26 protein-coding genes, 1 riboswitch and 1 other annotated feature are annotated in these 24,072 nt (G+C 43.4%); of the genes, 8 read left to right on the forward strand and 18 right to left on the reverse strand.

The window, feature by feature from the left end; translation table 11 throughout:
• The first annotated feature begins 200 nt into the window (after nt 1-200).
• Entirely contained in the window at nt 201-386 is a 186-nt protein-coding gene (locus tag H605_RS0105590) for a hypothetical protein (protein ID WP_029053317.1), read from the forward strand.
• On the opposite strand, the gene H605_RS0105595 is transcribed toward H605_RS0105590, so the two are convergent.
• Nucleotides 383-1,579 carry a DUF3238 domain-containing protein gene (locus tag H605_RS0105595; protein ID WP_029053318.1) on the reverse strand — a complete coding sequence of 399 codons (1,197 nt, stop codon included), beginning with the start codon at nt 1,577-1,579 and terminating at the stop codon, nt 383-385. The two genes, H605_RS0105590 and H605_RS0105595, sit on opposite strands and share 4 nt — an antisense overlap.
• Nucleotides 1,580-1,770: 191 nt before the next feature.
• Nucleotides 1,771-1,873: riboswitch (TPP riboswitch) on the forward strand.
• A 62-nt stretch (nt 1,874-1,935) separates the two neighbouring features.
• Between H605_RS0105595 and thiM the strand changes: the two genes are divergently transcribed.
• Genes thiM through thiW form a run of 4 tightly spaced genes read left to right on the forward strand, consistent with a single transcriptional unit; the run spans nt 1,936 to nt 4,700 of the window.
• The gene (thiM, locus tag H605_RS0105600; RefSeq protein WP_029053319.1) at nt 1,936-2,706 is read left to right on the forward strand and encodes a hydroxyethylthiazole kinase; all 771 of its coding nucleotides are present in this window, start codon (nt 1,936-1,938) and stop codon (nt 2,704-2,706) included.
• Nucleotides 2,707-2,725: 19 nt separating this feature from the next.
• Complete coding sequence (thiD, locus tag H605_RS0105605) at nt 2,726-3,541, forward strand: bifunctional hydroxymethylpyrimidine kinase/phosphomethylpyrimidine kinase (RefSeq protein ID WP_029053320.1); 816 nt, start codon at nt 2,726-2,728, stop codon at nt 3,539-3,541.
• On the forward strand, nt 3,541-4,200 hold the full coding sequence (gene thiE / locus H605_RS0105610; RefSeq protein ID WP_029053321.1) for a thiamine phosphate synthase: 660 nt from the start codon (nt 3,541-3,543) through the stop codon (nt 4,198-4,200). Before thiD ends, thiE begins: the two co-directional genes overlap by 1 nt.
• Nucleotides 4,201-4,211: 11 nt before the next feature.
• Nucleotides 4,212-4,700 (forward strand): energy coupling factor transporter S component ThiW, encoded by a 489-nt coding sequence (gene thiW, locus H605_RS0105615; protein ID WP_029053322.1) that lies wholly within the window; start codon nt 4,212-4,214, stop codon nt 4,698-4,700.
• A 169-nt stretch (nt 4,701-4,869) separates the two neighbouring features.
• Here thiW and H605_RS0105620 read toward each other — a convergent pair whose 3' ends face one another.
• From H605_RS0105620 to desA, 4 genes are all read right to left on the reverse strand, one after another.
• Nucleotides 4,870-6,174, reverse strand: a complete 1,305-nt coding sequence (locus H605_RS0105620; RefSeq protein ID WP_155979474.1) for a D-serine ammonia-lyase — start codon at nt 6,172-6,174, stop codon at nt 4,870-4,872.
• 43 nt (nt 6,175-6,217) lie between these two features.
• Nucleotides 6,218-6,829 carry a response regulator transcription factor gene (locus tag H605_RS0105625; protein WP_029053324.1) on the reverse strand — a complete coding sequence of 204 codons (612 nt, stop codon included), beginning with the start codon at nt 6,827-6,829 and terminating at the stop codon, nt 6,218-6,220.
• 5 nt (nt 6,830-6,834) lie between these two features.
• Nucleotides 6,835-7,962: a sensor histidine kinase gene (locus H605_RS0105630; RefSeq protein WP_029053325.1), complete on the reverse strand. Its 1,128-nt coding sequence runs from the start codon at nt 7,960-7,962 to the stop codon at nt 6,835-6,837.
• A 116-nt stretch (nt 7,963-8,078) separates the two neighbouring features.
• A complete protein-coding gene (desA, locus tag H605_RS0105635; protein ID WP_029053326.1) occupies nt 8,079-9,125 on the reverse strand; it encodes a Delta(5) desaturase DesA in 1,047 nt (348 codons plus the stop codon).
• 1,183 nt (nt 9,126-10,308) lie between these two features.
• Here desA and H605_RS0105640 point away from each other — a divergent pair.
• From H605_RS0105640 to mscL, 3 genes are all read left to right on the forward strand, one after another.
• The gene (locus tag H605_RS0105640) at nt 10,309-10,491 is read left to right on the forward strand and encodes a hypothetical protein (RefSeq protein WP_211225425.1); all 183 of its coding nucleotides are present in this window, start codon (nt 10,309-10,311) and stop codon (nt 10,489-10,491) included.
• A gap of 199 nt (nt 10,492-10,690) precedes the next feature.
• Nucleotides 10,691-11,347 (forward strand): phosphatase PAP2 family protein, encoded by a 657-nt coding sequence (locus H605_RS0105645; protein WP_029053328.1) that lies wholly within the window; start codon nt 10,691-10,693, stop codon nt 11,345-11,347.
• Nucleotides 11,348-11,381: 34 nt separating this feature from the next.
• Nucleotides 11,382-11,768, forward strand: a complete 387-nt coding sequence (gene mscL, locus H605_RS0105650; protein ID WP_029053329.1) for a large conductance mechanosensitive channel protein MscL — start codon at nt 11,382-11,384, stop codon at nt 11,766-11,768.
• 288 nt (nt 11,769-12,056) lie between these two features.
• On the opposite strand, the gene H605_RS0105660 is transcribed toward mscL, so the two are convergent.
• The 13 genes from H605_RS0105660 to H605_RS0105720 form a co-directional block, all read right to left on the reverse strand.
• Complete coding sequence (locus H605_RS0105660; protein WP_029053330.1) at nt 12,057-12,746, reverse strand: ABC transporter ATP-binding protein; 690 nt, start codon at nt 12,744-12,746, stop codon at nt 12,057-12,059.
• Complete coding sequence (locus H605_RS0105665; protein ID WP_029053331.1) at nt 12,739-13,107, reverse strand: GntR family transcriptional regulator; 369 nt, start codon at nt 13,105-13,107, stop codon at nt 12,739-12,741. The genes H605_RS0105660 and H605_RS0105665 overlap by 8 nt, the downstream gene beginning before the upstream one ends.
• Before the next feature lie 2 nt (nt 13,108-13,109).
• A complete protein-coding gene (locus tag H605_RS0105670; RefSeq protein ID WP_029053332.1) occupies nt 13,110-13,907 on the reverse strand; it encodes a hypothetical protein in 798 nt (265 codons plus the stop codon).
• 129 nt (nt 13,908-14,036) lie between these two features.
• On the reverse strand, nt 14,037-14,516 hold the full coding sequence (locus H605_RS0105675) for an acyl-CoA thioesterase (protein ID WP_029053333.1): 480 nt from the start codon (nt 14,514-14,516) through the stop codon (nt 14,037-14,039).
• A gap of 90 nt (nt 14,517-14,606) precedes the next feature.
• A complete protein-coding gene (locus tag H605_RS0105680) occupies nt 14,607-15,491 on the reverse strand; it encodes a C40 family peptidase (RefSeq protein ID WP_162141891.1) in 885 nt (294 codons plus the stop codon).
• The gene (locus tag H605_RS0105685; RefSeq protein ID WP_029053335.1) at nt 15,484-16,593 is read right to left on the reverse strand and encodes a mandelate racemase/muconate lactonizing enzyme family protein; all 1,110 of its coding nucleotides are present in this window, start codon (nt 16,591-16,593) and stop codon (nt 15,484-15,486) included. Before H605_RS0105685 ends, H605_RS0105680 begins: the two co-directional genes overlap by 8 nt.
• Nucleotides 16,594-17,523, reverse strand: a complete 930-nt coding sequence (locus tag H605_RS0105690) for a S66 peptidase family protein (RefSeq protein WP_029053336.1) — start codon at nt 17,521-17,523, stop codon at nt 16,594-16,596.
• 254 nt (nt 17,524-17,777) lie between these two features.
• Entirely contained in the window at nt 17,778-18,569 is a 792-nt protein-coding gene (gene trpA, locus H605_RS0105695; RefSeq protein ID WP_029053337.1) for a tryptophan synthase subunit alpha, read from the reverse strand.
• Entirely contained in the window at nt 18,566-19,756 is a 1,191-nt protein-coding gene (gene trpB / locus H605_RS0105700) for a tryptophan synthase subunit beta (RefSeq protein WP_029053338.1), read from the reverse strand. Before trpB ends, trpA begins: the two co-directional genes overlap by 4 nt.
• Complete coding sequence (locus tag H605_RS0105705; protein WP_029053339.1) at nt 19,740-20,372, reverse strand: phosphoribosylanthranilate isomerase; 633 nt, start codon at nt 20,370-20,372, stop codon at nt 19,740-19,742. The genes trpB and H605_RS0105705 overlap by 17 nt, the downstream gene beginning before the upstream one ends.
• Complete coding sequence (gene trpC / locus H605_RS0105710) at nt 20,369-21,157, reverse strand: indole-3-glycerol phosphate synthase TrpC (RefSeq protein WP_029053340.1); 789 nt, start codon at nt 21,155-21,157, stop codon at nt 20,369-20,371. The genes H605_RS0105705 and trpC overlap by 4 nt, the downstream gene beginning before the upstream one ends.
• The gene (gene trpD / locus H605_RS0105715; RefSeq protein WP_029053341.1) at nt 21,154-22,185 is read right to left on the reverse strand and encodes an anthranilate phosphoribosyltransferase; all 1,032 of its coding nucleotides are present in this window, start codon (nt 22,183-22,185) and stop codon (nt 21,154-21,156) included. The genes trpC and trpD overlap by 4 nt, the downstream gene beginning before the upstream one ends.
• A gap of 65 nt (nt 22,186-22,250) precedes the next feature.
• Complete coding sequence (locus tag H605_RS0105720; protein WP_029053342.1) at nt 22,251-23,633, reverse strand: anthranilate synthase component I family protein; 1,383 nt, start codon at nt 23,631-23,633, stop codon at nt 22,251-22,253.
• Nucleotides 23,634-23,721: 88 nt separating this feature from the next.
• Nucleotides 23,722-23,941 (reverse strand) — a binding site (T-box leader).
• Between the last annotated feature and the right edge of the window lie 131 nt (nt 23,942-24,072).

Here is a 24,072-nt window from a genome sequence, read left to right on the forward strand (position 1 = left end):
CCAATATTGCCGTTCTACTGTAATTCATGATAAAGATTATTAAACTGCACATTTTAGGTAATGCTAAGAGAAAGTACTTTAGTGGAAAGGGGTTTTTATGAATCAAAAGAGCTCTATCAGCGTCCTGCAAGTCATACATTTATCAATGACGGTTATTGGACTAAAAAATCGCGTAACAATTATTTCTTCACTGCTGGAGGATGCTCGAAGAGATGGTTGGATATCAGTCAATAATTGCGTTTCTTGCTTTATTTCTCTTTATCTATATACCAAAAGTCCGAACGGAAACATTTGATAGAAAAGAGTTTTCAAGAAACGATCAAATAGAATGGCATAGTCAAATGAACGGCTGCAATCTACTATGGATTGCGGCCGTTCATTGTTAATTACATGTCATATAACGCCAATAATTATCTCCGAGCACACCCGACAAATACGCCAACCCTTCACTTTCAGTACGATGCACGGAGCGCCAATCCTCATCATCAAATGCTAAATAAATTTCATGGTGAGGCGCATCATTATGATAGCCAACTAGGTCTAGATTCCCTTGCTGATCCAAATGGGCTTTCACTTCATAATGAATAGGCGGTGAAGCGGTTAGCGGATTGCCCACATCATGGTTGATTGCAAAATGAACTTCGGTCGAGCTTCCTTCCAACCTCTCGATTTCTATACCGTCTACAGAAGCATGGTCATGACGTTTATACCGTTTCAAATAATTCAATCCAATTGAGGGTCCAGTTGCTTTCGTAAATTGCAGTGCGCTGTCTCCTCCAATAAACTTTCCTTCTATATCGACACGGGTGCGGAAGCTTTTTCCTTCTGGATTGAAGTCCCGATCATCCCCTGTAAAGTATGGGATCGGTGAAAAGAGATTCGGATTTTTTATGATATCTTCCTTTAAAAATGTTGTATAGCGGAACTTCCATTGCTTTACTTCACTTATTCTTTCCCTGTCAGCCACCGGTTTTAGTAATCGATCCCGTTGCTTAACCCGAACAGAAAAAGTATAAACTTCTTCTGTTGGTTTATTATCAGGATCTGGGGGCATAATCACTTCATACACTTTAGATGCAATCGATTTACTGACATTCATTTTCTGATTGCTGTCAATCAACGGACGCGTCGCCGAAACACTGTATACCACCGACTCCGAAGAATCCGTCTGGCGATCAATAAAACGATTATCAGTAATAGTCTCAAGGTATTGACCGTTACGGTAAATATCGAACTTCTCCACATCCTTAATCCACTCCCATGACAGGGCAATTTGCGATGAAGCAGCAATTGTTGTAATTACTAAGCGTTGTAAAGGATGTTCATCTTTCTGTACTTCTGTCAGGGCTGATGTTTGGATAACGATTACATTTTGAACCCGTCCTTCCTCCACTCGTTCCACTGTATATTGGAAGGGATGTGACGAATCCAGCTCCCCGTCCGTAAACTTTGGGGCTGTCCCTTCGTATACTTGTCGATCATCTTTATAGACACGGTAATAACCACCTATATCACTCCATGTAAACGTTATATCACCCAACGAATGGTCCATCTGTTGAATTTCGAATAATTTCTCCATTTGCGATCTGCTCCCTTTTATCTATTTCATCTGAAACAGTTATACGCCTTCAGATAATTATGTAACCTTCAGCATATAGTTATACCTGTTCTTCTATGCGCAATCACTCATTTTCACTTACTCCCACCTCGTTATACCAGTATTATTTCAACCTTTTTCATGTATATGATATAATGAGCTCGTCTGATACATTCCACCACTAGGGGTGCCTTCTTTTTGGCTGAGATGCAATTATGCAAACCCTTTGAACCTGATCTAGTACATACTAGCGGAGGAAAGTGGGTAGTTTTCATACCCAACCGCCCATCTATGCATGGGCTTTTTGTATATATACCTTTAATGGGAGGAAGAGAAACATGCAACTTATTCAACAACTTCGGCAAAGGCAACCGCTCGTTCATTGCATCACAAATTTTGTAGTCGCGAATTTCCAAGCAAATGGTTTACTTGCACTAGGTGCTTCTCCCGTTATGGCGGATGCAGTAGAAGAAGCAGAAGATATAGCAAGAATTGCAGATTGTAGTATTTTAAATATCGGTACGTTAAAACAACAGACAGTGGATGCAATGATTTTAGCGGGAAACAGTGCCCGCGCAACAGGAAAACCTGTGGTACTAGACCCTGTTGGTGCAGGTGCCACACCTTTTCGTAAAGCTAGCGTCCTAAAAGTACTGGACGAAGTAGATATCACACTGATTCGCTGTAATACAGGCGAACTAGCTGCGATTGCAGATATACCCTGGGCCGCGAAGGGTGTCGATGCAGGAGAAGGTTCAGCAGACATCGAGGATATAGCAAAAAAGACTGCACGAAAGTACAACTGTCTCGTCGCAGTTTCAGGCGAAGTCGATATCGTCACGGACGGCCATTCCACATTATCCATTACAGGCGGTCACCCCATGATGACTACCATTACAGGTATGGGATGTTTACTCAGCTCTGTTACAGGTGCTTTTCTTGCCGTAGGAATGGAACGTCCGCTAGAAGCTGCGGCAGACGCACTTTCATTTTATAAACGAGCTGGTGAACAAACAGCAAAAACTTCAAGTGGCCCCGGAGACTTTGCTGTGAACTTCTTAAATACATTACATACATTGGATCGCGAATCAAAAACATTTTTGGCATAATAGACAGGAGGTTTTTTAATTGACAGTACAAGTAGCATTGACCATTGCTGGTTCGGATAGCGGAGGAGGTGCAGGAATTCAGGCTGACTTAAAGACGTTTCAGGAGCTAGGCGTATTCGGAACTTCTGCACTAACTGCAGTGACTGCTCAGAACACGCACGGTGTTCACGGTGTTTATCCAATACAGACCGACGGGGTCATAACACAAATACGGGCTGTGCTTGATGATTTTGATGTAAAAGCATGTAAAACCGGAATGCTGTTTTCGGCTGATATTATTACTGAAGTAGCTGCGCTATTAAAAGAATACCCCCCAATTCCTTTAGTCATTGACCCTGTCATGATTGCAAAGGGTGGACAATCTTTATTGCAACAACAGGCGATTCAAGCACTGAAGGAACACTTACTACCGCTGGCGACGATTGTGACACCAAATATTCCTGAAGCGGAAGTGCTGACCGGAATGAAAATACAGACAGACGAAGACATTCAGCAAGCTGCAACTGCTTTTATTAAGATGGGAGCGAAAGCTGTCGTGATGAAAGGTGGTCACCGTAGCGATGTACTGGATGCAAAGGATTATTATGCCGATGCAGAAGGTCAGTCATTCACCGTGACAGCACCTTGGATCCAAACTAAAGACACACATGGAACTGGATGCACATTTGCGGCGGCTTTGACAAGTTTCCTAGCGAAAGGCTGTTCTTTGCCGGATGCAGTTGCCGAAGCAAAGCAATTTATACAGGCTGCGATTGAAAACGGCTTGAAGATCGGTTCAGGACACGGGCCGACAAATCACTGGGCATATGGTCAGCTGAAAAAGGAGATGCACTGATGCGAAATATGGAAATAAAGAAAGCATTACGCTTATATTTTGTAATGGGCACGCCAAACTCAGGAAGTCAGGATCCATTAGCAATAGTAGAGGCAGCTCTTCGCGGTGGTATCACATGTTTTCAATTGCGTGAGAAAGGATCGAACGCACTTGAAGGCGACGCTTTGCTCGGATTCGCCAAAAAGTGTCAGGCGCTCTGCAGACTGTATCGCGTTCCTTTCATCATCAATGACGATGTGGATCTGGCATTAGCAATTAATGCAGACGGAGTTCATGTAGGACAAGATGACGAACAGGCAGACAGCGTGCGTCAGCGAATTGGTCCGGATAAATGGCTCGGAGTTTCGACTCACAACGCACAAGAAGTACAACTCGCACAGTCCATTGGGGCGGATTATGTAGGACTGGGGCCTATCTATCCGACTTCAACCAAACTGGATGCTTCAGCCGTTGTAGGTACTACTCTGGTAAAAGAAATTCACACTGCATTCCCTGATATGCCAATAGTTGCTATAGGTGGTATTACACTGGCTACTACTGGCTCCATTATCCAAGCGGGGGCAGACGGTGTAGCCGTTGTTTCCGCTATCGCATCGGCTAAAGATCCACAGTATGCGGCAAATGATTTATCAAAAACCATTCACTCCTTGTTGGAATGAAAGAGGTCCGTATGAATACACGTAAAATGATGTTCATGACAATGTTTGTCGCAATTGCAGTTGCCGGCTCTGCGTTCGTTTCATTTCCTGCTGGTATCGCCAGAGCATACCCCATACAGCATGCTGTGAATGTCATAGTAGCGATTGTAATGGGTCCGGGCGCCGCCGTCATAGTAGCGTTTATGACAGGACTCGTACGTGTGCTAACAGGAACCGGCTCACTGCTCGCATTTCCAGGCGGGATGATCGGTGCATTTTTGGCCGGCGTATTCTATCAGCGTTTCAAAAGAAATTGGTGTGCAGGCATTGGGGAGATAATCGGTACTGGTTTGATAGCGCCTTTGTTTGCAGTGCCTTATGCAAAAATTTTGATGGGCACGACCGTAACCGCTTTCTTCTTCCTTCCCCCTTTTCTTGTATCGACAGTGAGTGGGACAATTATCGGCCTATTGTTGGCTCCAAGACTTTTGAAATTGAAGATTTTTAAAGATTTACAGTAAGACCATGATGTATAACGATGTGGTGGGCATCAGTATTAAGGTCAGATTTGCACTCTGGATCGTCAATCAATGATGTCTTCCCACTTCCAAATCATACGCTCTAAATTGTAAAATCCGCAGAGATTATTCTCTACGGATCTTTTGTCGATTTCCCGGGAAATAGTGTGTATTATTTCCTCATATGATTATAATAGCCCTTCATTTCATCTTCAGGCACCATATTTCCACCCGTTCCCCATACGAGATGCGTCGCGTCTTTAAAGTCAGCAAACGGCAATTTAGACTTAATCCCATGGACAGGCCCTATCATACCAGCAAGTGCTGAAGGTTCCAGCCAGATGTCCTCACTGTCCGCCAGCTCTTTCAATAGCGTGAATAATGTCTGATCTTCTACCGTATAGCATCCTGTCAGGAAAGGTTCCATCGTTTTTCCGACAAATGCAGAAGCTGTACCGACTGCTAAACCATCAGCCGCAGTTTTATTATCCAGGCCAAAGTCTGCAACCGAGACTTGGTCATGCATACCTGTCATCATTCCAATCATCATGCACGGTGAGTGTGTCGGCTCAGCAAAGAGGCAATGTACATGATCGCCAAATGCCAGTTTTAATCCGAATGCCACGCCGCCTGGTCCGCCGCCTACGCCGCAAGGTAAATAGACGAATAATGGATGCGCTTGATCGACAGTAATATTCTGCTCTTTCAATTGCGCTGCAACACGTTCCCCTGCCACTGCATACCCCATGAATAAATCCGTAGAGTTTTCATCGTCCACAAAATGACAAGACGGATCAGCCTCTGCCTGACGCCGGCCTTCTTCTACTGCCTTACTGTAATCATCGATATACTCCACTACATGTACGCCTTTTGAGCGCAGTAAATCCTTTTTCCATTGTTTGGCGTCAGCTGACATATGCACCGTTACGTCGAAGCCAAGTTTCGCACTCATAATGCCAATACTCAATCCCAGATTCCCCGTCGAGCCTACTGCGATTTTGTGCTTCGCAAACAACTCACGGAATGCCGGTGTATCGAATTGGCTGTAGTCTTTTGCGTAATCTAGCAACTGGCTATTTATCGCAAGTGTCTCTGCATGCTTCAACACTTCATAAATACCTCCGCGCGCTTTGATTGAACCGGAGATTGGCAACGCATTATCTTGTTTTAATAAAAGCCTGCCTGGAATATTGACAGCATGCACTGTTTCAAGTTCTTGCTTCATCTTTGGAATCGGTGTCAATGGGGATTCTATGATACCTTTATCCGTGTCCGGAAAGACTTTCGCCAAATAGGGAGCGAATCTCTCCAGTCGATCGCTGGCGTCTGCTATATCGTCTTTTGATAGATTCGTCTTCAACAGGCCGGCTGCTACCGGTTCGACGAGAGGGTTACACCATATTACTTCCTTTTTCTTGATCACACTTTGTAATAAAGGTAGCTTTACAAGCCACTCACTTTGCGTGATTTTATCCACTAATCAATCACTCCCCTGTTATGAATGTATGCCTGAGTAGATTTCATTCGAACCAGCCTTTTTCATTGAATAACGTAATAGCCTCAATACGATTACGCACACCAAGTTTATCCAGTATCGTGGAGACATAATTACGGACAGTACCTGGTGACAAAAACAGTTCAGCCGCAATCTGTTTCGTAGTCTTCCCTTCCGATACCAGTTTAAGTACCTGGACTTCCCGCTCAGTCAATGGATTCTTCTCTTCTTCTTTCATATCAAATGCCATGTCGATTAATTCTGGCGCATAAATTCGACGTCCTTCAATAATAGAATGAATCGATTTCACCAGCTCTTCGATCGGATTATCTTTCAGCAAATATCCACGAACACCTGCATTACGTGCTCGTTCGAAATAACCCGCTCTAGCAAACGTCGTTAAAATAATAATTCGGCATTCCATATCTTGCAATTCTTCCGCTGCATCCAAACCGGTTTTAATCGGCATTTCAATATCCATTATACAAATATCAGGCTGAAGACTTTTGACCAAATCCACGGCCTCCTGACCATTTTTGGCCATTCCTACTACTTCCATATCTTCTTCCAGGTTCAACAACGACCCTAGCGCACCGAGCAGCATTCCTTGATCTTCTGCAATTACAATGCGGATCATAAACGTTACCCCTCCTTTATTTGCTTTAGAACAGCAGGTACCACGATTTTCAGATGAGTCCCATTGTCACTTTTTATCGACAGTTTACCGTTGATGAACTCCAATCGTTCCTCCATACCATCGAGCCCGTTACCTGGTAAATTCACGCCATTTTGCGCAATACCAATTCCGTTGTCGTTTATTCTAATTACAAATGCTTTTTCTGTTTGTTCAAATTTGATACAGCACTGCTTTGCATAGCTGTGCCTCACTACGTTATTGATTGCTTCTTTCAAACACATGACGAGCACATTTTCTACAATGGGAGACACGTCGGGGAAGTTCGGATTACCTTCTATATCCACTTCAATTTCAGCTGCCTTCAGCATTTGTTGGACGCGCACCATCTCATCTTTAAGCTTCACACGTCGCATACCACTGACGAGAACTCGTACTTCTTTTAATGCTGTCGTAGAGATTTGACGTATATCTTGAATCTCAGCTTTTGCCGACTCGATATCCCGATCCATCAATCGAGAAGCCAAGTCACTCTTTAAGCCAATCATGGATAACTTTTGCCCAAGCGTATCATGGAGATCTCGTGCAATACGCTCACGCTCTTGAATGATCATCAGTTCAGATATCCGTTCCCTTGCAATCTCCAACTGATCTTGAAGTAGGTCCCGTTTTTGACGATTGTACAAATTAAAAGGCAATAATACTACACCGATCACCGTGATAATAACAAAGTGGATTTGCGGTAAAAACAATTCAATCTCAAGAAAAAACCCTGCAACAATCGCTGCGATTAAGATCGCAATATGTAATCCATAAATAATAAAAAAGCCTACTGGTCTTCTGATATTTCCAATAGAGAACGCAATAAACAGTGACAGATAAACGTAACCAAATAACAATGTCATCACGACCGTAATGACAATTTCAAAACTGATCCACATATACATGAGACCGCTTTTGGACTTGGCGGAAAAATAATACGAGAGGAAAAATAACACTAATAACATGATGCCTATTGCTAAATTAAATGGAGATGCACTTCGTAAAATAAAAAAGAAAGGTAAGATACAAAATACAACCCAAGCATAAATACTGAGCCATGGGCTTTTAGGGAAAATACTATACCAACTATACATCAGTTCTCATCGCCGTCCTTTTCATTCTATTGTAACAAACATTTTCTTTGCTAGCTCTTTAGAGACATATGGACAAAATAAAAAGGCGGAGAAGGATTGCTCCTTCTCTCGCCAATTTAAGATAAACGTGTACGTTTTGGTTTTAAATCAATTGACAACTTATCTTTAAATGAATATTGTTTTGCTTCTTTGAATGTGATGAATTTTTTATTAGTTGGATCATACAAGCGGTAACGTAATGATTCAAAACTAGTTTTCAATGTAATCGTTGTAGCTTTTTGCAATGGCGGAGTCAATTCATGCGCCATTTCCAAGTTATAGTTTGGTACACGTGGTGCCAAGTGGTGTACGTGGTGGAATCCAATATTACCTGTTGCCCATTGTAAAACACGTGGCAACTGATAGTATGAACTTCCTTCAACTGCTGCTTTAACATAATCCCAATCAGATTCTTCTTCAAAGTAAGAGTCTTCGAATGTATGTTGGATGTAGAACAACCAAATACCAAGGGCACCAGCTGTGAACATCATAGTACCTTGGATTAGCAAGAAGGCTTTCCAACCAATCGCTACGATTAATACTGTATATACTGCAACTAAAATAATGTTAATTAAATACGTATTCATACGCTCTTTCTTACGCGCGTCTTTACGGTTAAAACGACCTGAGATCAGTACCAAGTATAATGGTCCAAATCCAAACAACACAATAGGGTTACGGTAAACACGGTAGCTGAAACGCTCGAACTTCGAGGCATTTTTGTACTCTTCCACAGTCATGACCCAGATATCTCCAACACCGCGTTTGTCTAGGTTTGAACTAGTTGCGTGGTGAATCGAGTGCTCTCTTTTCCATTTTTCATATGGGAATAATGTTAAGACGCCAGTAATTGTTCCTACAATGCTATTCGCTTTTTTATTGCGGAAGAATGAACCGTGCGTACAGTCATGAAAGATGATGAATGTGCGAACTACGAAGAACGCCGCAACGATTGACAACGCAACCGTTAATGTGACAGATACACTCAAGCTTTGGTAAGCCAGGAACCATAAGATAAATATTGGCGGTATTGTATTAATCATTTGAACGATACTCTTTTTCAAATCGGACTTCGCGAAAGGCGCGACGTCTTTATGCAGTTGCTTCGTTTGTTCTTTACTCATGTTTGAATTTCCCTCCTATTGGGTTTGCTAGTACATTAAGAATAACTTGTATTCAGTAGGAGGGGTAGACATAGATGTCATGACTTTGAGATGACAAATGTCATATGTTTTGGGACAAGTAGTCATATTACAATATGCGTTGTAAGAGATACGTTGAATTAGGTCGGCGCTCGACTAGTTGTTGTGGACCGAAGTTAGTGCGTGTCTGCTTTCTGGACCTGCGCTGGCACGTGAGGGATTGTGTAGGTTACCTAAATTGGAAACGTGTTTGGCAGAAAGACTATACGACTGCGGGTCTTTGTCACATTTGGTTGGGGGGCGTTGCTCGACTGGTTGTTGGGAACTGAAGTTAGTGCGTTTCTGCTTTCTGAACCCGCACAGGCACGTGGGGGATTGCCTCCAGCCAGGAGCCAGCTGGCAAAGTGCCGCCAGTTGTCTCCTGGCCACGGCCTACCCCGCAGTTGTGCCTGTGCTACTGTGTAGTATTTATTTTGATTGTGGTTCTAACTAGAATAAAATCAATGACGTAGTGATACTGATCTTCTATTTTTGAAAAAGAAGTATACGAACTGCCCTACACACGATGCAACGAAGGCGCCTGCTGTGGTAGGCGTAGCGAGGAGACAGAGACAGGCGCACTTTCCTGTCTGTGGCTCCTCGCGAAAGCCATCCACCAGCGCCGAAGTGGAGACAATGAACTTGCCACTTAGATCGCCAGCTAAACCACAACCTCCTAATTGAACAGGGAAAAGAAAAGCACGTGCAAGAACGACAACTGAATGCCGCTTATTAGGCATGCTAAATAGAAACGGAATACAAAAGCACTTCAACGATTAAAACAACTAGACGAACTGCCCTACACCCAATGCAACGAAGGCGCCTGCTGTGGTAGGCGTAGCGAGGAGACAGAGACAGGCGCACTTTCCTGTCTGTGGCTCCTCGCGAAAGCCATCCACCAGCGCCGTAGTGAGGACAATGAATTTGCCACTTAGATTGACAGCTAAACCACAACCTCCTAATCGAACAGGGAAAAGAAAAGCACGTGCAAGAACCACAACCCAACGCCGCATATTAGGCATGCTAAATAGAAACGGAATACGACAGCACTTCGACGATTAAAAACAACTACCTGAACTGCCCTACACCCGATGCAACGAAGGCGACTGCAGTGGTAGGCGTAGCGTTGAGCCATAGACAGGCGCACTTTCCTGTCTATGGCTCCTCGCGAAAGCCATCCGCCAGCGCCGTAGTAGGGACAACGGACTTGCCACTTACACTGCCAGCTAAACCACAACCTCCTGATCAAACAGGAAAGAAAAAGCACGTGCAAGAACCACAACCCCAAGCAGCTTCTTACTTACCATGAACTGTACCGTACTCCGACAGGCACTCGTCACTCATTTAGGAAAACTACTGTTCTGAAAATGTCCTATACCGCGTCTAACAAAGGCACCTTCTACACACCACATAAAACTTCGACATTAACCGGTACAAACCTCTACATTTCGCTGTACATTCATTTTACAATCGTTCAGAATATACAACTATAGAAAGGAATGTATACCATGCATAAACTATCACTTCGTTTATTAGCCGTTTGGATTATTTGTATTTTGTTTACCGGCTTTTTCGCCTACATTGCCAGATCGATTCATTTGCAAACGATTTCTAGTTTTGATGAACCTATAATTGACTTTGTGCAAAGCGCAGAATCTCCAGGGCTGACGTCTATTATGAAACTATTTACTACCATCGGTTCTACTACATCGGTTGTTCTGTTGGCCATACTGACACTTGGAGTGCTTTTATGGAAGAAACATCGTGCCCAAGCGGTACTATTCGCTATAGTACTAGCTGGGACAGGCATTCTTAATCAAGTACTTAAATTCATCTTCAAACGGGAACGTCCTGATTTTAATCGTCTAATCGACATTGGCGGGTATAGCTTTCCTAGCGGACACACGATGATGGCATTCAGCCTATATACGATACTTGCCTATATCCTATGGAGGAATGTAAAGAATACAGGAAGCCAAGTTGTGATTATCATTCTTGCAGCTATGATGATTGTCATGATTGCAGTCAGTAGAATATACTTGGGTGTTCATTTCCCAAGCGATATAGTCGGTGGGGTGCTAGCTAGTTCAGTCTGGTTGTTCGCATCCATTGCATTCTATCAACGATTCCAACGACAAAGATCAGGTAATCTACAAACAAAGTAAAACACGATGAAGTATATACAAGGAGGTTATTTTTATGTGGAAGGATTTTAAGGAGTTTGCGTTTAAAGGGAATATCTTTGATTTGGCAATCGGTGTTGTAATTGGTGCCGCTTTCGGAACGATTGTTTCTTCTTTAGTCGAAAACATTATGACACCACTGATTGGCATTTTATTAGGTGGTCTGAACTTTTCAGAATTGAGCTATACAATTGGTGATGCTGTAATCAAATATGGTCTATTCATTCAATCTATTATTGACTTCCTAATTGTCGCAGGTTCGATCTTCGTCTTCTTACGAGTACTTATGAAGTTGAAAATGAAGCCGGAAGAGGCAGTTGAAGAAGAACCTGAAGAAAAACCATTGGATATAAAAGAGGAATTACTTACTGAAATTCGTGATTTATTAAAAAGCGAACGATAAAATAGCAAACACTCACTCTTTCAGTCGTACAGCCGCCACAGTTGTCTTACAAAGTCCATTGCAACGCGCCTGTCAAGGTGTTACAATTATAGGCAGGATACTGATCAAAGGAGTGGATATTCATGTGGTTCGTCTATATCATGTATGCATTGTTTGCATTTATTCTCGGTGGAACAGTACTTGGACTAGTCCGTACGTTCAGCAGTAATAACTAATACAATTTAACAGCAGTGAATGAACGGGCTACGGCCTATTCATCCACTGCTGTTTTTATATACACGACAATCACTAACGAAACAGAGAAATCATCCACGCTGTCGCATCTATTCCATATTTATCTCGAATCTCATCTATTTCTTTATGAGCAAGAACTTGACCTTCTTTTAATACAATTAACTCATCCAACAACGGCTCTACTTCCTTGATTTCGTGAGTGGAAAGTAGAATGGTTTGCCACTCAGTATCCGTGAAACGAATGAGACCTCTCGCTATATCTTCACGTACCATCGGATCCAATCCGGAAAATGGCTCATCTAGCAAATAATAGGCCGCATCTCTTCCAAGCGTTGCAGCAATCTTCACTCGACCTCTGTTGCCCTTTGACAGTGTGCTGATTTTTGCATCCAGTGAGATAACAAGATACTCGGCGATTTCTTGCGCTTTCTTCATGTTAAAATCCTCATATTGCGAATCGTAAAATTCAAATAATTGTTTCACCGTAAAATAGGGATAAAATAAATCGGTATCCGGCATATAAGCAACTGACGAAGCGACTCTTCTCGTAATCTTATTATTATCTAAAATCGCAAAGCCAGTAGTAGGTATCAATATTCCCGCTAACATTTTCAGCATCGTTGTTTTCCCACTACCGTTTTCGCCGACGAGTCCTATGACCTTTCCTCGAGGCAACGTTAGTGATACCCCGTTGAGTGCCCGTTTAGATCTATAATATTTGGAGACTCCCTGTAATTCAATCATCCTGTTCACCCCTTCTCTGTAAGTAGTGAACCATTTCGTTCGTCGTGAAGCCTAATGCTTCCACATTTTGAATGAATGACTGGACGAGTTGTTCTTTCATTTCTTCACGAAGTTCTTGAATTCTCATCTGATTTTCCGTCACGAATGATCCCTGCCCCCTTCTTGTTTCAGTAATCCCTAGGTTTTCCAGTTCCTTATAGACCCGTTGCATCGTGTTGGCGTTCACACCTACTGAAATGGCATAGTCACGAACAGATGGTAACTTCTCCCCTGTTACAAGTGTGTCTCTTATGATGTCGCCGATGATGTGTTCGACGAGCTGTTGGTAAATTGGTTTGTCTGGAAGAAACTCCATACCCATCGTTACACCCTCACTTTCTTCTCAAAAAACGCAGATCCTATCATTAATAATACAAAACTGATGATCAGATAAAACACTAAATTCCCTAATGAAAAAGCAATACCATTTGGCACAAAACCCATGAAGAAGTAGCTTGTATGTTCATTGTAAAATGACTCATTTGTCAATCGCACAGGCACTATAGTACGAAGCCAATCAAACAATCCACTTACTCTTAGCTGTTCCCAAAAAACGAACGTGATTATAAAGAATATAAAAATGAGCGGCACAGAAAAGAATTGGGTTCTTGAATTAACTACTTTATACACACTCCAGAAGAACCAACCGACCATCGTCATAAAAACTAATTTTATGGATATCGCTAGTACTACGCTAATCAATGCCAATACCCCACTCCAAGCTAATTCCATTGTCCAATCTCCTATGACGTAAAGAACAATACTTGCAAGAAGACTACTAAAGAACAAGCTAGCAAGTGCTGCCAAAATAGCAAACACTACTTTAGCTCCGACTAGTTGAACCATAGGATGCGGGGAGTGCAACCACATCTCCAAATTCTTCATTTCTTTCTTTAAACTGACGAATAACATAAAAACACCGCTAAATATATGCAGAGCAAACCAAGTGCCGACAATGATATGTGTAGTGTCGTAAAGTGTATCCGGAATCCCTGCAAAATTTTTAGTCAAAAGAGGTGCTAAGGTAATCACCACTACGTCCAACAGTATGATCAAAGCCAGCAACCATTTCAACACAATCCACTCTTTATGCAATAACCCACCAAATACCGTATTCCTCATAAAGCCATCTCCCTCCATTCTAGTGTATTAGTTATATAGTACACTATGCAAAAAGTATTGACAAGGTGATAACTTTAAATAAAAAGCGCAAGGTAGAAACGAGAAATCCGTCTCTTCCTTGCGCTACTATTAATGCTTCATCAATCTCCGCTGCTTACGAAGTTCACGTCGTGCAGGTGCGGTATCGAATAGACGTTTTTCTAATTCCGTTTCAGGATACACTTCCGCCACTGGGATCGGACGATTTGTGTCATCTACTGCAACCATCGTACAGAATGATTCTGTCGTCAACCTCACTTCACCTGTCACCAAGTTTTTGGAATGAACCGAAATAAAAACTTCCATAGATGTGCGACCAACGGAAGTGACTACCGCTTCAAGTTCAATGACATCGCCCAGCAAGGCTGGAGAAACGAAATCGACAGAGTCTATTGAAGCGGTGATTGCTGCTCTAGTACCCGCGTGCTTCATAGCTGAAATAGCTGCGATTTCATCGATATAGGAGAGAACTTTTCCTCCAAAGATTGATTCAATATGGTTCGTGTCCGGCGGTAAGACCAGCTTACTTTGGATGGTTCTCGACTCACTCATCGGCTTTTGTTCAGACATTACGACAACTCCCTTTTTAGTACGTTCTTTCAAGTATACATAAAAGAAGGGAGTCAGCGCCAATTCTTTCTTGATGTATTGCATATTCGATTAGATAATTCTTCGCACACTACAGACATTTTCAGCATAAGCAGACTTCTTCAGCTCGATTTGTTCAATTAATTTCCCAGTTGAAGGTGCGTGAAGAATCTTTCCGTTGCCCACATACATCGCCACATGATGAATACGTTGCTCTTCATTCTTGAAAAAGATCAAATCACCTTTTTGCCAATCTGCAGAGTCGAGCGAGATGGATCTGCCCTCTTCTGCCTGATCCACTGCATCACGCGGCAAGCAAATTCCACACGCTTTCCATATAGCTCGGGTGAATCCTGAGCAATCAAAGCCCCAGGCGGACATGCCCCCCCATAAATACGGCAAGCCAATGAAGCGTCTTCCCACTGTTAGCGGACGGTGAATTGATTCTTCTCCCACACGCTCGACATCAGATACATTTAGCAGTTTCCAGCCATGCGGTGTCCATACACGTATCTTCTTGCCGCGTCGTTCTGCGGATGGAAAGATTGTATTGAAAGAAACACGTAAAAAAAATGTACCTGATTCATCAAACAAAGCTGCCTTTGGAGAAGTCACTCTGACAAACTCTTCTGTCTGTATTCGTTTCTTCATGGAAAGTTGGACAAGGGGCACCCAGCCAGGATAGCCTCGCGGATCTTTGCGAGTTGGCTGGGAGTTCGCAATTATACGCGCCCAGTCGCCAACCACTTCTTCGACAATCACAGATTCACCGTATAATAATTGCGTCTGAATGTAATTTTTTTCACTTAGCGCTAGACGTTCCTCATAGGATAACTGGGAAAGCCATCTGTTGATTTGCACAGGATGATCCAAGGCAGGAAGATCAGCCACACGAGGAGAATCAGGATCCGTCCACACTGTCGCAACGCTTACCGCGCACATCCATTTCTCATTCACATGCATGCTCCTTCACCCATTGCATCATCCGTTTCGAATCAAATCCTAGTCCTGACTCCTTACTTAATTCCATACGCGATCCGTAATAGTGTACGCCCCCTGCAGATAATTCATCTGCTAATAATAGTGGTGCATCTAAATCTACTCGCGTTATATTCGGTTGACTTGCTGCTATATGGGCAGCTGCCGTCACCCCAACTGCTGTCTCCATCATACTTCCGACCATACACTCTATGCCATGTACTTCAGCCAATGCATTGATTTTCAAGGCTTCGCGGATCCCCCCCGACTTCATCAATTTGATATTCAGTACATCCACTGCGCGCATCTCCAGCAATCTTTTTGCATCTCTCGCTGAAAATAATGATTCATCTGCCATGATCAGCGTGCTTGTCTGTCTTGTCACGTCTCTCAAGCCTTCTACATCATATGCGGCAACTGGCTGTTCTATTAATTCCAAATCAACTCCGTCATCTTCCAACTGGCGAATTAGGCGAATGGCTTCTTTGGGTTTCCAACCTTGGTTGGCGTCGAGGCGAATCGTGATATCTTGTCCAACGATTCGACGAATAGCGTGAATCCTTTCTCTTTCTAGTTGAAAGCTACCTGTTCCTACTTTCACTTTGAGCGTATCAAAGCCTTTGGCAATATGTTCTGCCGCTTCCTTGGCCATTTCAGCAGGCTTCCCGACACTGACTGTCAAATCTGTTTTCAAGCTTTGATGGTAGCCGCCTAACACTTGGACTAAAGGTAAACCGCAAAGCTGTCCGAACAAATCATTCACTGCCATGTCAACTGCGGCTTTTGCACTCGTATTCCCCATAATTGCCCGTTGTATTCTTTCCATTATTACTTCTCGCTGTATGATATTTCCGTCAATCAATATAGGTGCAAGAACATCATGGATGACATAACGAATGCCACCGATGGAATCACCTGTTATGACATGCGTGGGCACCGCTTCCCCCCAGCCAATCAGACCGTCGTCAGTTGTTAGTTTGATGATGACTGATTGCACAGTATGAACAGTACGCAGCGCCGTGATAAACGGTTTACGCAATGAGGATGACACGAGGAATGTTTCCACCGTGCGAATTTGCAATTACTCCACTCCCGGTAAGATAGTCAGCGTCTTACTATTTGCATCCAAACGTCCTTTCACACCAAATGGAATCGCAATATTCGGTTCGCAATGACCGATACGGAATCCCTTTACGACAGGCTGATTTAGTTTGCCAAAATAATGTTCAAACACGTCATCCAATGCGAGTGAAGCATTCGGCTTCGTTGGTGTCGCTTTCGCGAAATCACCAATCACGATACCTGCTGCTTCGCGAAGCTTACCTGCGAGACGTAATTGATTAAGTAGACGATCCACTTTATAAGGCTCTTCACCCACATCCTCAAGTACAAGTAATCGATTATTCGTCTTAATCTCAAATTCACTGCCTAGACTGTTGACTAGTTGCGTCAAGTTACCACCGACCACTTCGCCTTCTGCAACACCGCCTACAATAGTTTCGAGTGGCGAGATGGCTTCAGAATAATGAACTTCTACAGGCGTAAATAATTGCCCAAACATTTTGCCCGACATTTCATGAAACTCGTCTTGTGCGACACATGATGCAAGCATCGGTCCGTGGAATGTAACGAGTCCTGCTCCCTGACGAATCGCGGTATGTAGATACGTAATATCACTGAACCCCCAAAACACTTTCGGATGGTCGTGGATCAAATCGAGATCCAGTTGTTCTGCGTAGCGTGCCGAGCCGTAACCACCACCCGCACAGAGAATTCCCTTCACTTCGGGATCTTTAAACATCTCATGCAAGTCAGCAAGCCGTTCCTCATCAGTCCCTGCCAAATAACCATTTTTCTTATACACGGACTGGCCTACTTTATAGCGCAGACCCAATTGCTCCAAAAATTGAAATGAACGCTCCAATACTTCACGTTCTACAGGGCTGGCAGGTGCCACAATCCCAATTACATCACCTTGTACTAAATGTGCTGGACGAATCATTCTACTCATCACCCTTTCTACGTCCTACTTTATCATATTCATGAAACTCCATCGTCATCACGAGATTTCTAAGACATTTAAAGTAGATTGTGGGTAATCTTTAAGTTATCCCCTTTATGAACAGCTAATCCCCAGATATTGTGCATACTTTATATTAAATTACTTAAATAACAGAAAAAGTTATTCACACTTTCTCTATTGTGGATAGTTTTATTTACAATAAAAAACGGATAACTGAAATATATCAGTTATCCGCAAAATTATTAGCTATTGGTTAGTTGATTTTTGGATGCGTTAATTAACGTCCGAACCTTTTCGTAATCTCCTTCATGAAGAGCCGTTACGATCGCACTTCCTACGATGACGCCGTCAGCAAGTCCGCCAAGTGTGCGTACATGCTCAGGAGTAGAAATACCGAATCCCGCAAGAACCGGAACGGAACTTGCAGCCTTTAGACGCTCTAAGTGACCTTCTAGTCCTTCTGTAAATGATGAACGGACACCCGTGATGCCGTTTACTGTCACTGCGTAAATGAAACCTTCTGCTGCTTTCGCAATGGCTTCAATACGCTCAGCTGGACTGGTTAGAGAAACTAATTGAATTAATGCCACATCGCTATTTTTCAGCGCTTCTTTGAGTAAGCCGCTTTCCTCGAGCGGAAGATCTGGAACGATTAAACCGTAGACACCACTTGCTTCACAATCTGCCGCTATTGACTGTAAGCCATAGCTAAGAACAGGATTCAAGTACGTCATGATTACTAAGGGAATCTTGACTTCTTCTCTGAATGAAGCAAGTTCTTTCATAATCTTTCGTAATGTAATGCCTTCAGCTAACGCTCGCTCACCGGCTTGCTGGATTACATCACCGTCCGCTACCGGATCGGAAAATGGTATACCTACTTCAATAGCGGTTGCACCCGCTTCTTGCAGGAATAGTATCGTCTTCTTCAACGTTTGTAATCCGCCGTCACCCGCCATGATATAAGGTACAAACGCTTTGTTTCCCTGTTCATTACACTGCATAATCGCTTGTGTCACTAGTTTTTTCGTCATACGGATTGACCTCCCAGCGCATCACGTACTGTTTGCATGTCTTTGTCGCCGCGCCCCGATAAACAGATCACGAGTAGCTCATCTTCTTTCATTTCTTTCGCTAACTGCACTGCATAATAAACAGCGTGCGCACTTTCAAGAGCCGGAATAATCCCTTCTACACGTGAAAGTACTTGCACCGCTTCAAGCGCTTGTTGATCCGTAACGGAGTCATACTGTACACGCTTGATATCAGCTAAATGGCAATGCTCAGGTCCTACCGCAGGATAATCGAGACCGGCGGAAATGGAGTGCGCCTCTTGAATAAATCCATCATCGTCTTGCAATACGTACATGTACGCACCGTGCAAAACGCCTTCTTGTTTACCCGCAATGGCTGCCGCATGTTTGCCTGTTGAAATGCCGCTACCTGCCGCTTCTACACCGTACAACTTTACATCTTGATCATCGACGAATGGGTGGAACATACCAATCGCGTTACTACCGCCACCAATACAAGCTACGACTGCATCAGGGAGTCGTCCTTCATGTTCCACGATTTGCTTACGTGTTTCATCACCGATCACTCGCTGAAAATCACGGACAATTTGTGGGAATGGATGCGGACCTAGAGCCGATCCTAAAATATAATGTGTGTCTTCTACATTGGAAACCCAGTAGCGTAAGGCTTCATTGACCGCATCCTTCAAAGTACCTGAACCTTTATCAACGGAAACCACATTCGTACCGAGCAGTTCCATGCGAAAAACGTTCAGTTCTTGACGACGGATATCTTCCTTGCCCATGAATACAACGCATTCGAGACCGAGTAACGCACAAGCAGTAGCTGTTGCCACACCATGTTGTCCTGCTCCTGTTTCCGCTACGATTTTCTTCTTGCCCATACGAATCGCAAGCAATGCTTGACCAAGAGAGTTATTAATCTTATGAGCACCTGTATGATTCAAATCTTCGCGCTTTAAATAAATTTTCGCGCCACCTGCATGCTTCGTCAAACGCTCTGCAAAAAACAAAGGGGTTTCACGACCTACAAACTCTTTCAAATAATAATCCAATTCCTTTGAAAACGCAGGATCTTGCTGTGCTTCTTCGTAAGCAGTTTCTAACTCCTGCAATGCAGTCATCAATGTTTCCGGAACGAACTGACCTCCGAATTTCCCGTAGCGTCCTTTAGTTTCTGTTGTCATGACGATCTCTCCTACCCTTCGCTGTATGAATAAACGTTTGAATGCGTTCCGTGTCTTTTTGCTTCTCTATCTCCACTCCACTTGATACATCCACCATATAGGGATTCACTTGCCTCAACGCTTCCTGCACATTGCCTGCATGCAGTCCACCAGCTAAGATAATTTGCTCTTTTGATACACCCGCATGTTCAAGTAACGACCAATCGAACGTATTACCACTACCGCCTTTGTATTCAACACCTGGTGTATCGAATAAATAATAATCCACCTTATATGTGGCAGCGAGTTTCACATCGTCTTCCGTTTCAATAGCAAGGGCTTTAATAGAAGGTAATCCCACTTGTTGAATGAAGGCGGGAGTCTCTTCTCCATGGTATTGGATATAATCCAAGGGCACTTCTTTAAATATCTTGTGTAACTGCTCTTTTGCTTCATCCACAAAGACTCCGATTTTTAATACGGACGGTGGAATGAGTTTCGCCAGTTCATGTGCCCGCTCTACCGTCACTTCCCTACGGCTTGGTGCAAATACAAACCCTATAGCATCAGCGCCTGCATCCACGGCTGCTTGTACGTGTTCTGGTTTCATCAGTCCGCAAATCTTTACTTTTGTCATGGACGATCCACGTGCTTTTCTACTTGCAATGCTTGCAGAGCTTCTTTTACTGAATCACTGCGCATCAATGATTCTCCGACAAGTACTGCACTTGCTCCAGCTTTAGCTGCACGTTCTGCATCCTCAGGTCCCCAGATCCCGCTTTCACTGATGAACACACGCTCTTCATCAAACGGGAAGTGTGACGCGATCAGTTCTGTCTGTGCTAAGTCTACTTCAAATGTATGCAGATCGCGGTTATTGACACCGATAATTCTTGCATCGATTGACAATGCGCGTTGCAACTCTTCGACGTTATGCACTTCTACTAGCACATCCAAACCTTCTTCGTTGGCATACGTATATAGACTTCCAAGTGTTTCATCATCGAGTGCTGCCACAATTAGTAAAATGACGGATGCACCTGCGCTTTTCGCTTGGTCAATCTGAATTTTATGGATCATAAAATCTTTACACAACAATGCGATGGGCACAGCATCCGCTACTGCAGACAAGTCTTCAAATGATCCCTTGAAAAATTCTTTATCAGTCAATACTGAGATACACGCAGCACCTGCTTCATAATAAGCAGTTGCCTGTTTAACCGGATTGGCACCATCTGCAATTAATCCTTTAGAAGGTGATGCACGTTTCATTTCAGAGATGACTTGCAGTTGTTTCGCTTTCCTTAATGTTTGATAGAGTGACGGACGTGTGATCTCCCGTTCCGGAAACGTCACGTTACTCGCTAGCAATTGATCTACTTCTATTTTCTTCTGTGCAATAATTTTTTCTAAAATCGTCATTGGATAACCGCCTTCTGCCGAATCTTTTCGCTAAATGCGACAACGGCATCTAGTTTTGCTAACGCCTTGCCTGACAAAATACTTTCAGTAGCTACTTTCACGCCTTCTTGAATTGTAGAAACATGCCCATTTGCAAATAAACCAATACCTGCATTCAACACGACCGTATCAAACTTTGGTCCACGTTCTCCACCTAAGATCGATCGAGTAGTCGCGGCATTTTCTATTGCGTCTCCACCTTTTATTGCGGATAACGGTGCATATTCAAGCCCCACGTCATCTGCAGTCAATGAAAATGGTATTAAATCACCATGATCGAGTAATACAAATTCATTCTGGCCTGCAAGAGACGCTTCATCCATTCCCCCTGCTCCACTCACGACAATCGCTCTTTCCCGCCCCAGCATTCTGAGTACTGATGCATATTCCATGATGAAATCTGGACGGTTAATACCGGTAAACTGTGTTTCAAGTGATACAGGATTCGTCAAGGGCCCAACTAAGTTGAAGATCGTCGTCTTACCAATTTTGTTCCGTATAGCGCCGATCCTCTTCATTTTCGGATGAATAGACGGGGCAAATAAGAATGCAATCCCTTGTTGTTCCAATAAGTTCTGCATATCAGGTATCTGGAAATCAGAATGAATACCAAGTGCATCCAAAACATCCTGGCTACCCGATGCACTAGAGATTTTACGATTACCATGTTTCGCAACCCGGACCCCGGCACCCGCCAGCACGAATGCAGCCGTCGTACTAATATTGAATGTATTGACTCCATCTCCACCCGTTCCACAGTTATCTAGATAACGTGCCTCTGTAGGCGTCAGGTCGTTCGCATATGACTTCATAACAGCCGCTAATGCCGCTACTTCATGTGATGTTTCACCTTTTTTCGATAACGCGATCAAAAATTGTGTAATTAGATCTTCATCTGTCGCGTCATTGAACATTAGCTCGGCGGCTTCTCTCATCTCTTCGTACATAAGGTTGCGTTGCTTCTCTACTATGCTCAAAAACCTCTTCATACTTATCTCTCCCCTTCTCGTCTAGACGTTTACGCAATCTTTCAGCAAGGCTTAGGCCTTGGCAATCACTTTGTCATTTCTGTTGCTTCTAGTAAGGAACGGGCTTTATTGGATGTCTCTTTATATTCTAATGAAGGAACAGAAGCTCCTACTATCCCCGCACCTGCCTGAACATACGCTTTGCCTTCTTTTACGAGCATTGTACGGATTGTCAATGCGAAGTCGATATTACCGTTAAGACCAATATATCCGATAGCGCCTCCGTAAATCCCACGATGTTGATCTTCCAGTTCATCAATCATGTCCATAGCGATTGGTTTCGGGGAACCCGTAACAGTTCCTGCTGGCATTGTCGCTTTCAGTGCATCCAGTGCATGCAAACCTGGAGCAAGGTCACCTGTCACTTCGGAAACTAAGTGCATAACATGTTCATAGCGAACTGTTTCCAAGTAATTTGCAACTTCAATCGTTTCGGGACGACAGATTTGTTGCAGTTCTTTCTTGCTTACTTCCAAAAGCATATCGTGTTCGGCCAGCTCTTTCGGATCATTGCGTAATTCGATTTCAAGCGCTTCATCTTCCGCTTGATCTCGCCCTCTTCTGCGAGTGCCCGCAATTGGATTGGTTAATACTTTATCTCCGGTGACACGCACGAGACTTTCAGGTGACGTTCCGATGACTGTATGATCTTCAAACTCCATGTAGTACATATATGGAGATGGATTGCGGCGACGCAGTTTACGATACAACGCAAACGGATCACCCGTAATATCTGCTTCAAAGCGACGTGATAGAACGACTTGTTCCGCCTGCCCTTCTTTAATCGCATCAATAACAATCTGGACACGACGCTCAAACTCTTCTTTGGAAATGGCACAACGATAATCAGATAGAGAAACACTATCTTCTTTATCGACTGAACCATTAACAATCATATCCTCGATGGCGTCTAAGTCAGGCGCTTCGTATACTGGATTGATTTCTGTATGCAGCAACGTCACTTCGTGTAATTGATGGTCATAGATCACGATAGTGTCGTAAATATTAAAGTAGACATCCGGCATCTGGAGGTCATCAGCTGTTCGTTGTTCACCATTTCTTGCTGCTCCATACCCTACATAACCAACCGCACCGCCTGTAAACGGGAATCCCGCATCTTCCGTAATACGCGGCATGAGACGCTTCAATAACGTATAGAGATCTCCTTCATGCGTATACGTCCTATTCGTTGAGTAGACGATCTCTTCTACTACACCATCCCGACCACGATACGCTTTTTGAGGATTCAGTCCAATAAATGAATAACGCCCAGACCCACCTGCTTGCGATGAGCTCTCCAACAGGAACTTATGATTCCCTTTCAATCTTCTAAATATCAAAATGGGAGTTAAGGAATCTCCTTCAATCTTTCTCGTCGTGACCCGTAAGTTCTTCTGCTCTGTCATCATGTTCATTCTCCTCTGCTTTATGGACTGTCGTATAATTCATATGATTAAATAGAAAAAGCCCTCTGCAAACAGAGCCAGTTAGCCTGTTGCAGAGGACGATTATATAACCGCGTTGCCACCTCAAATTGAAGTACCGAAGTACTCCCACTTTATGTGTTTTCACACTGCCCTTAACGCGGGCAAACGTCTGTTTTTCATCAAAACAGCTGCCATAAGTCCATTCACGAACAATGTGTATCAGTTTTCACCAGCCACTGACTCTCTAGAAAGCACATGCGATCGCTACTCTTCTTATTCATATCTTTTCGCTATTCTCTTCTCTGCTAACTCATCTCATCTACCGGGACGATTCCGCTATCGAAACCTTCTGTCCATCTAGTTATTATATTTATCTTAATATGCAGAATCTTTAATGTCAACAATTTCTTACGGGAAAAAT

The organism is Sporosarcina ureae DSM 2281 (genome assembly GCF_000425545.1).
Classification (GTDB): domain Bacteria; phylum Bacillota; class Bacilli; order Bacillales_A; family Planococcaceae; genus Sporosarcina; species Sporosarcina ureae.

What these genes read in the sequence shown, in the direction of transcription:
- H605_RS0105590 (WP_029053317.1), top strand. Translation starts at nt 201, where the DNA reads ATGCTCGAAGAGATGGTTGGATATCAGTCAATAATTGCGTTTCTTGCT.
- H605_RS0105595 (WP_029053318.1), bottom strand. Translation starts at nt 1,579, where the DNA reads ATGGAGAAATTATTCGAAATTCAACAGATGGACCATTCGTTGGGTGAT.
- thiM (WP_029053319.1), top strand. Translation starts at nt 1,936, where the DNA reads ATGCAACTTATTCAACAACTTCGGCAAAGGCAACCGCTCGTTCATTGC.
- thiE (WP_029053321.1), top strand. Translation starts at nt 3,541, where the DNA reads ATGCGAAATATGGAAATAAAGAAAGCATTACGCTTATATTTTGTAATG.
- thiW (WP_029053322.1), top strand. Translation starts at nt 4,212, where the DNA reads ATGAATACACGTAAAATGATGTTCATGACAATGTTTGTCGCAATTGCA.
- H605_RS0105625 (WP_029053324.1), bottom strand. Translation starts at nt 6,829, where the DNA reads ATGATCCGCATTGTAATTGCAGAAGATCAAGGAATGCTGCTCGGTGCG.
- H605_RS0105630 (WP_029053325.1), bottom strand. Translation starts at nt 7,962, where the DNA reads ATGTATAGTTGGTATAGTATTTTCCCTAAAAGCCCATGGCTCAGTATT.
- desA (WP_029053326.1), bottom strand. Translation starts at nt 9,125, where the DNA reads ATGAGTAAAGAACAAACGAAGCAACTGCATAAAGACGTCGCGCCTTTC.
- H605_RS0105645 (WP_029053328.1), top strand. Translation starts at nt 10,691, where the DNA reads ATGCATAAACTATCACTTCGTTTATTAGCCGTTTGGATTATTTGTATT.
- mscL (WP_029053329.1), top strand. Translation starts at nt 11,382, where the DNA reads ATGTGGAAGGATTTTAAGGAGTTTGCGTTTAAAGGGAATATCTTTGAT.
- H605_RS0105660 (WP_029053330.1), bottom strand. Translation starts at nt 12,746, where the DNA reads ATGATTGAATTACAGGGAGTCTCCAAATATTATAGATCTAAACGGGCA.
- H605_RS0105665 (WP_029053331.1), bottom strand. Translation starts at nt 13,107, where the DNA reads ATGGGTATGGAGTTTCTTCCAGACAAACCAATTTACCAACAGCTCGTC.
- H605_RS0105670 (WP_029053332.1), bottom strand. Translation starts at nt 13,907, where the DNA reads ATGAGGAATACGGTATTTGGTGGGTTATTGCATAAAGAGTGGATTGTG.
- H605_RS0105675 (WP_029053333.1), bottom strand. Translation starts at nt 14,516, where the DNA reads ATGTCTGAACAAAAGCCGATGAGTGAGTCGAGAACCATCCAAAGTAAG.
- H605_RS0105690 (WP_029053336.1), bottom strand. Translation starts at nt 17,523, where the DNA reads ATGAGTAGAATGATTCGTCCAGCACATTTAGTACAAGGTGATGTAATT.
- trpA (WP_029053337.1), bottom strand. Translation starts at nt 18,569, where the DNA reads ATGACGAAAAAACTAGTGACACAAGCGATTATGCAGTGTAATGAACAG.
- trpB (WP_029053338.1), bottom strand. Translation starts at nt 19,756, where the DNA reads ATGACAACAGAAACTAAAGGACGCTACGGGAAATTCGGAGGTCAGTTC.
- H605_RS0105705 (WP_029053339.1), bottom strand. Translation starts at nt 20,372, where the DNA reads ATGACAAAAGTAAAGATTTGCGGACTGATGAAACCAGAACACGTACAA.
- trpC (WP_029053340.1), bottom strand. Translation starts at nt 21,157, where the DNA reads ATGACGATTTTAGAAAAAATTATTGCACAGAAGAAAATAGAAGTAGAT.
- trpD (WP_029053341.1), bottom strand. Translation starts at nt 22,185, where the DNA reads ATGAAGAGGTTTTTGAGCATAGTAGAGAAGCAACGCAACCTTATGTAC.
- H605_RS0105720 (WP_029053342.1), bottom strand. Translation starts at nt 23,633, where the DNA reads ATGATGACAGAGCAGAAGAACTTACGGGTCACGACGAGAAAGATTGAA.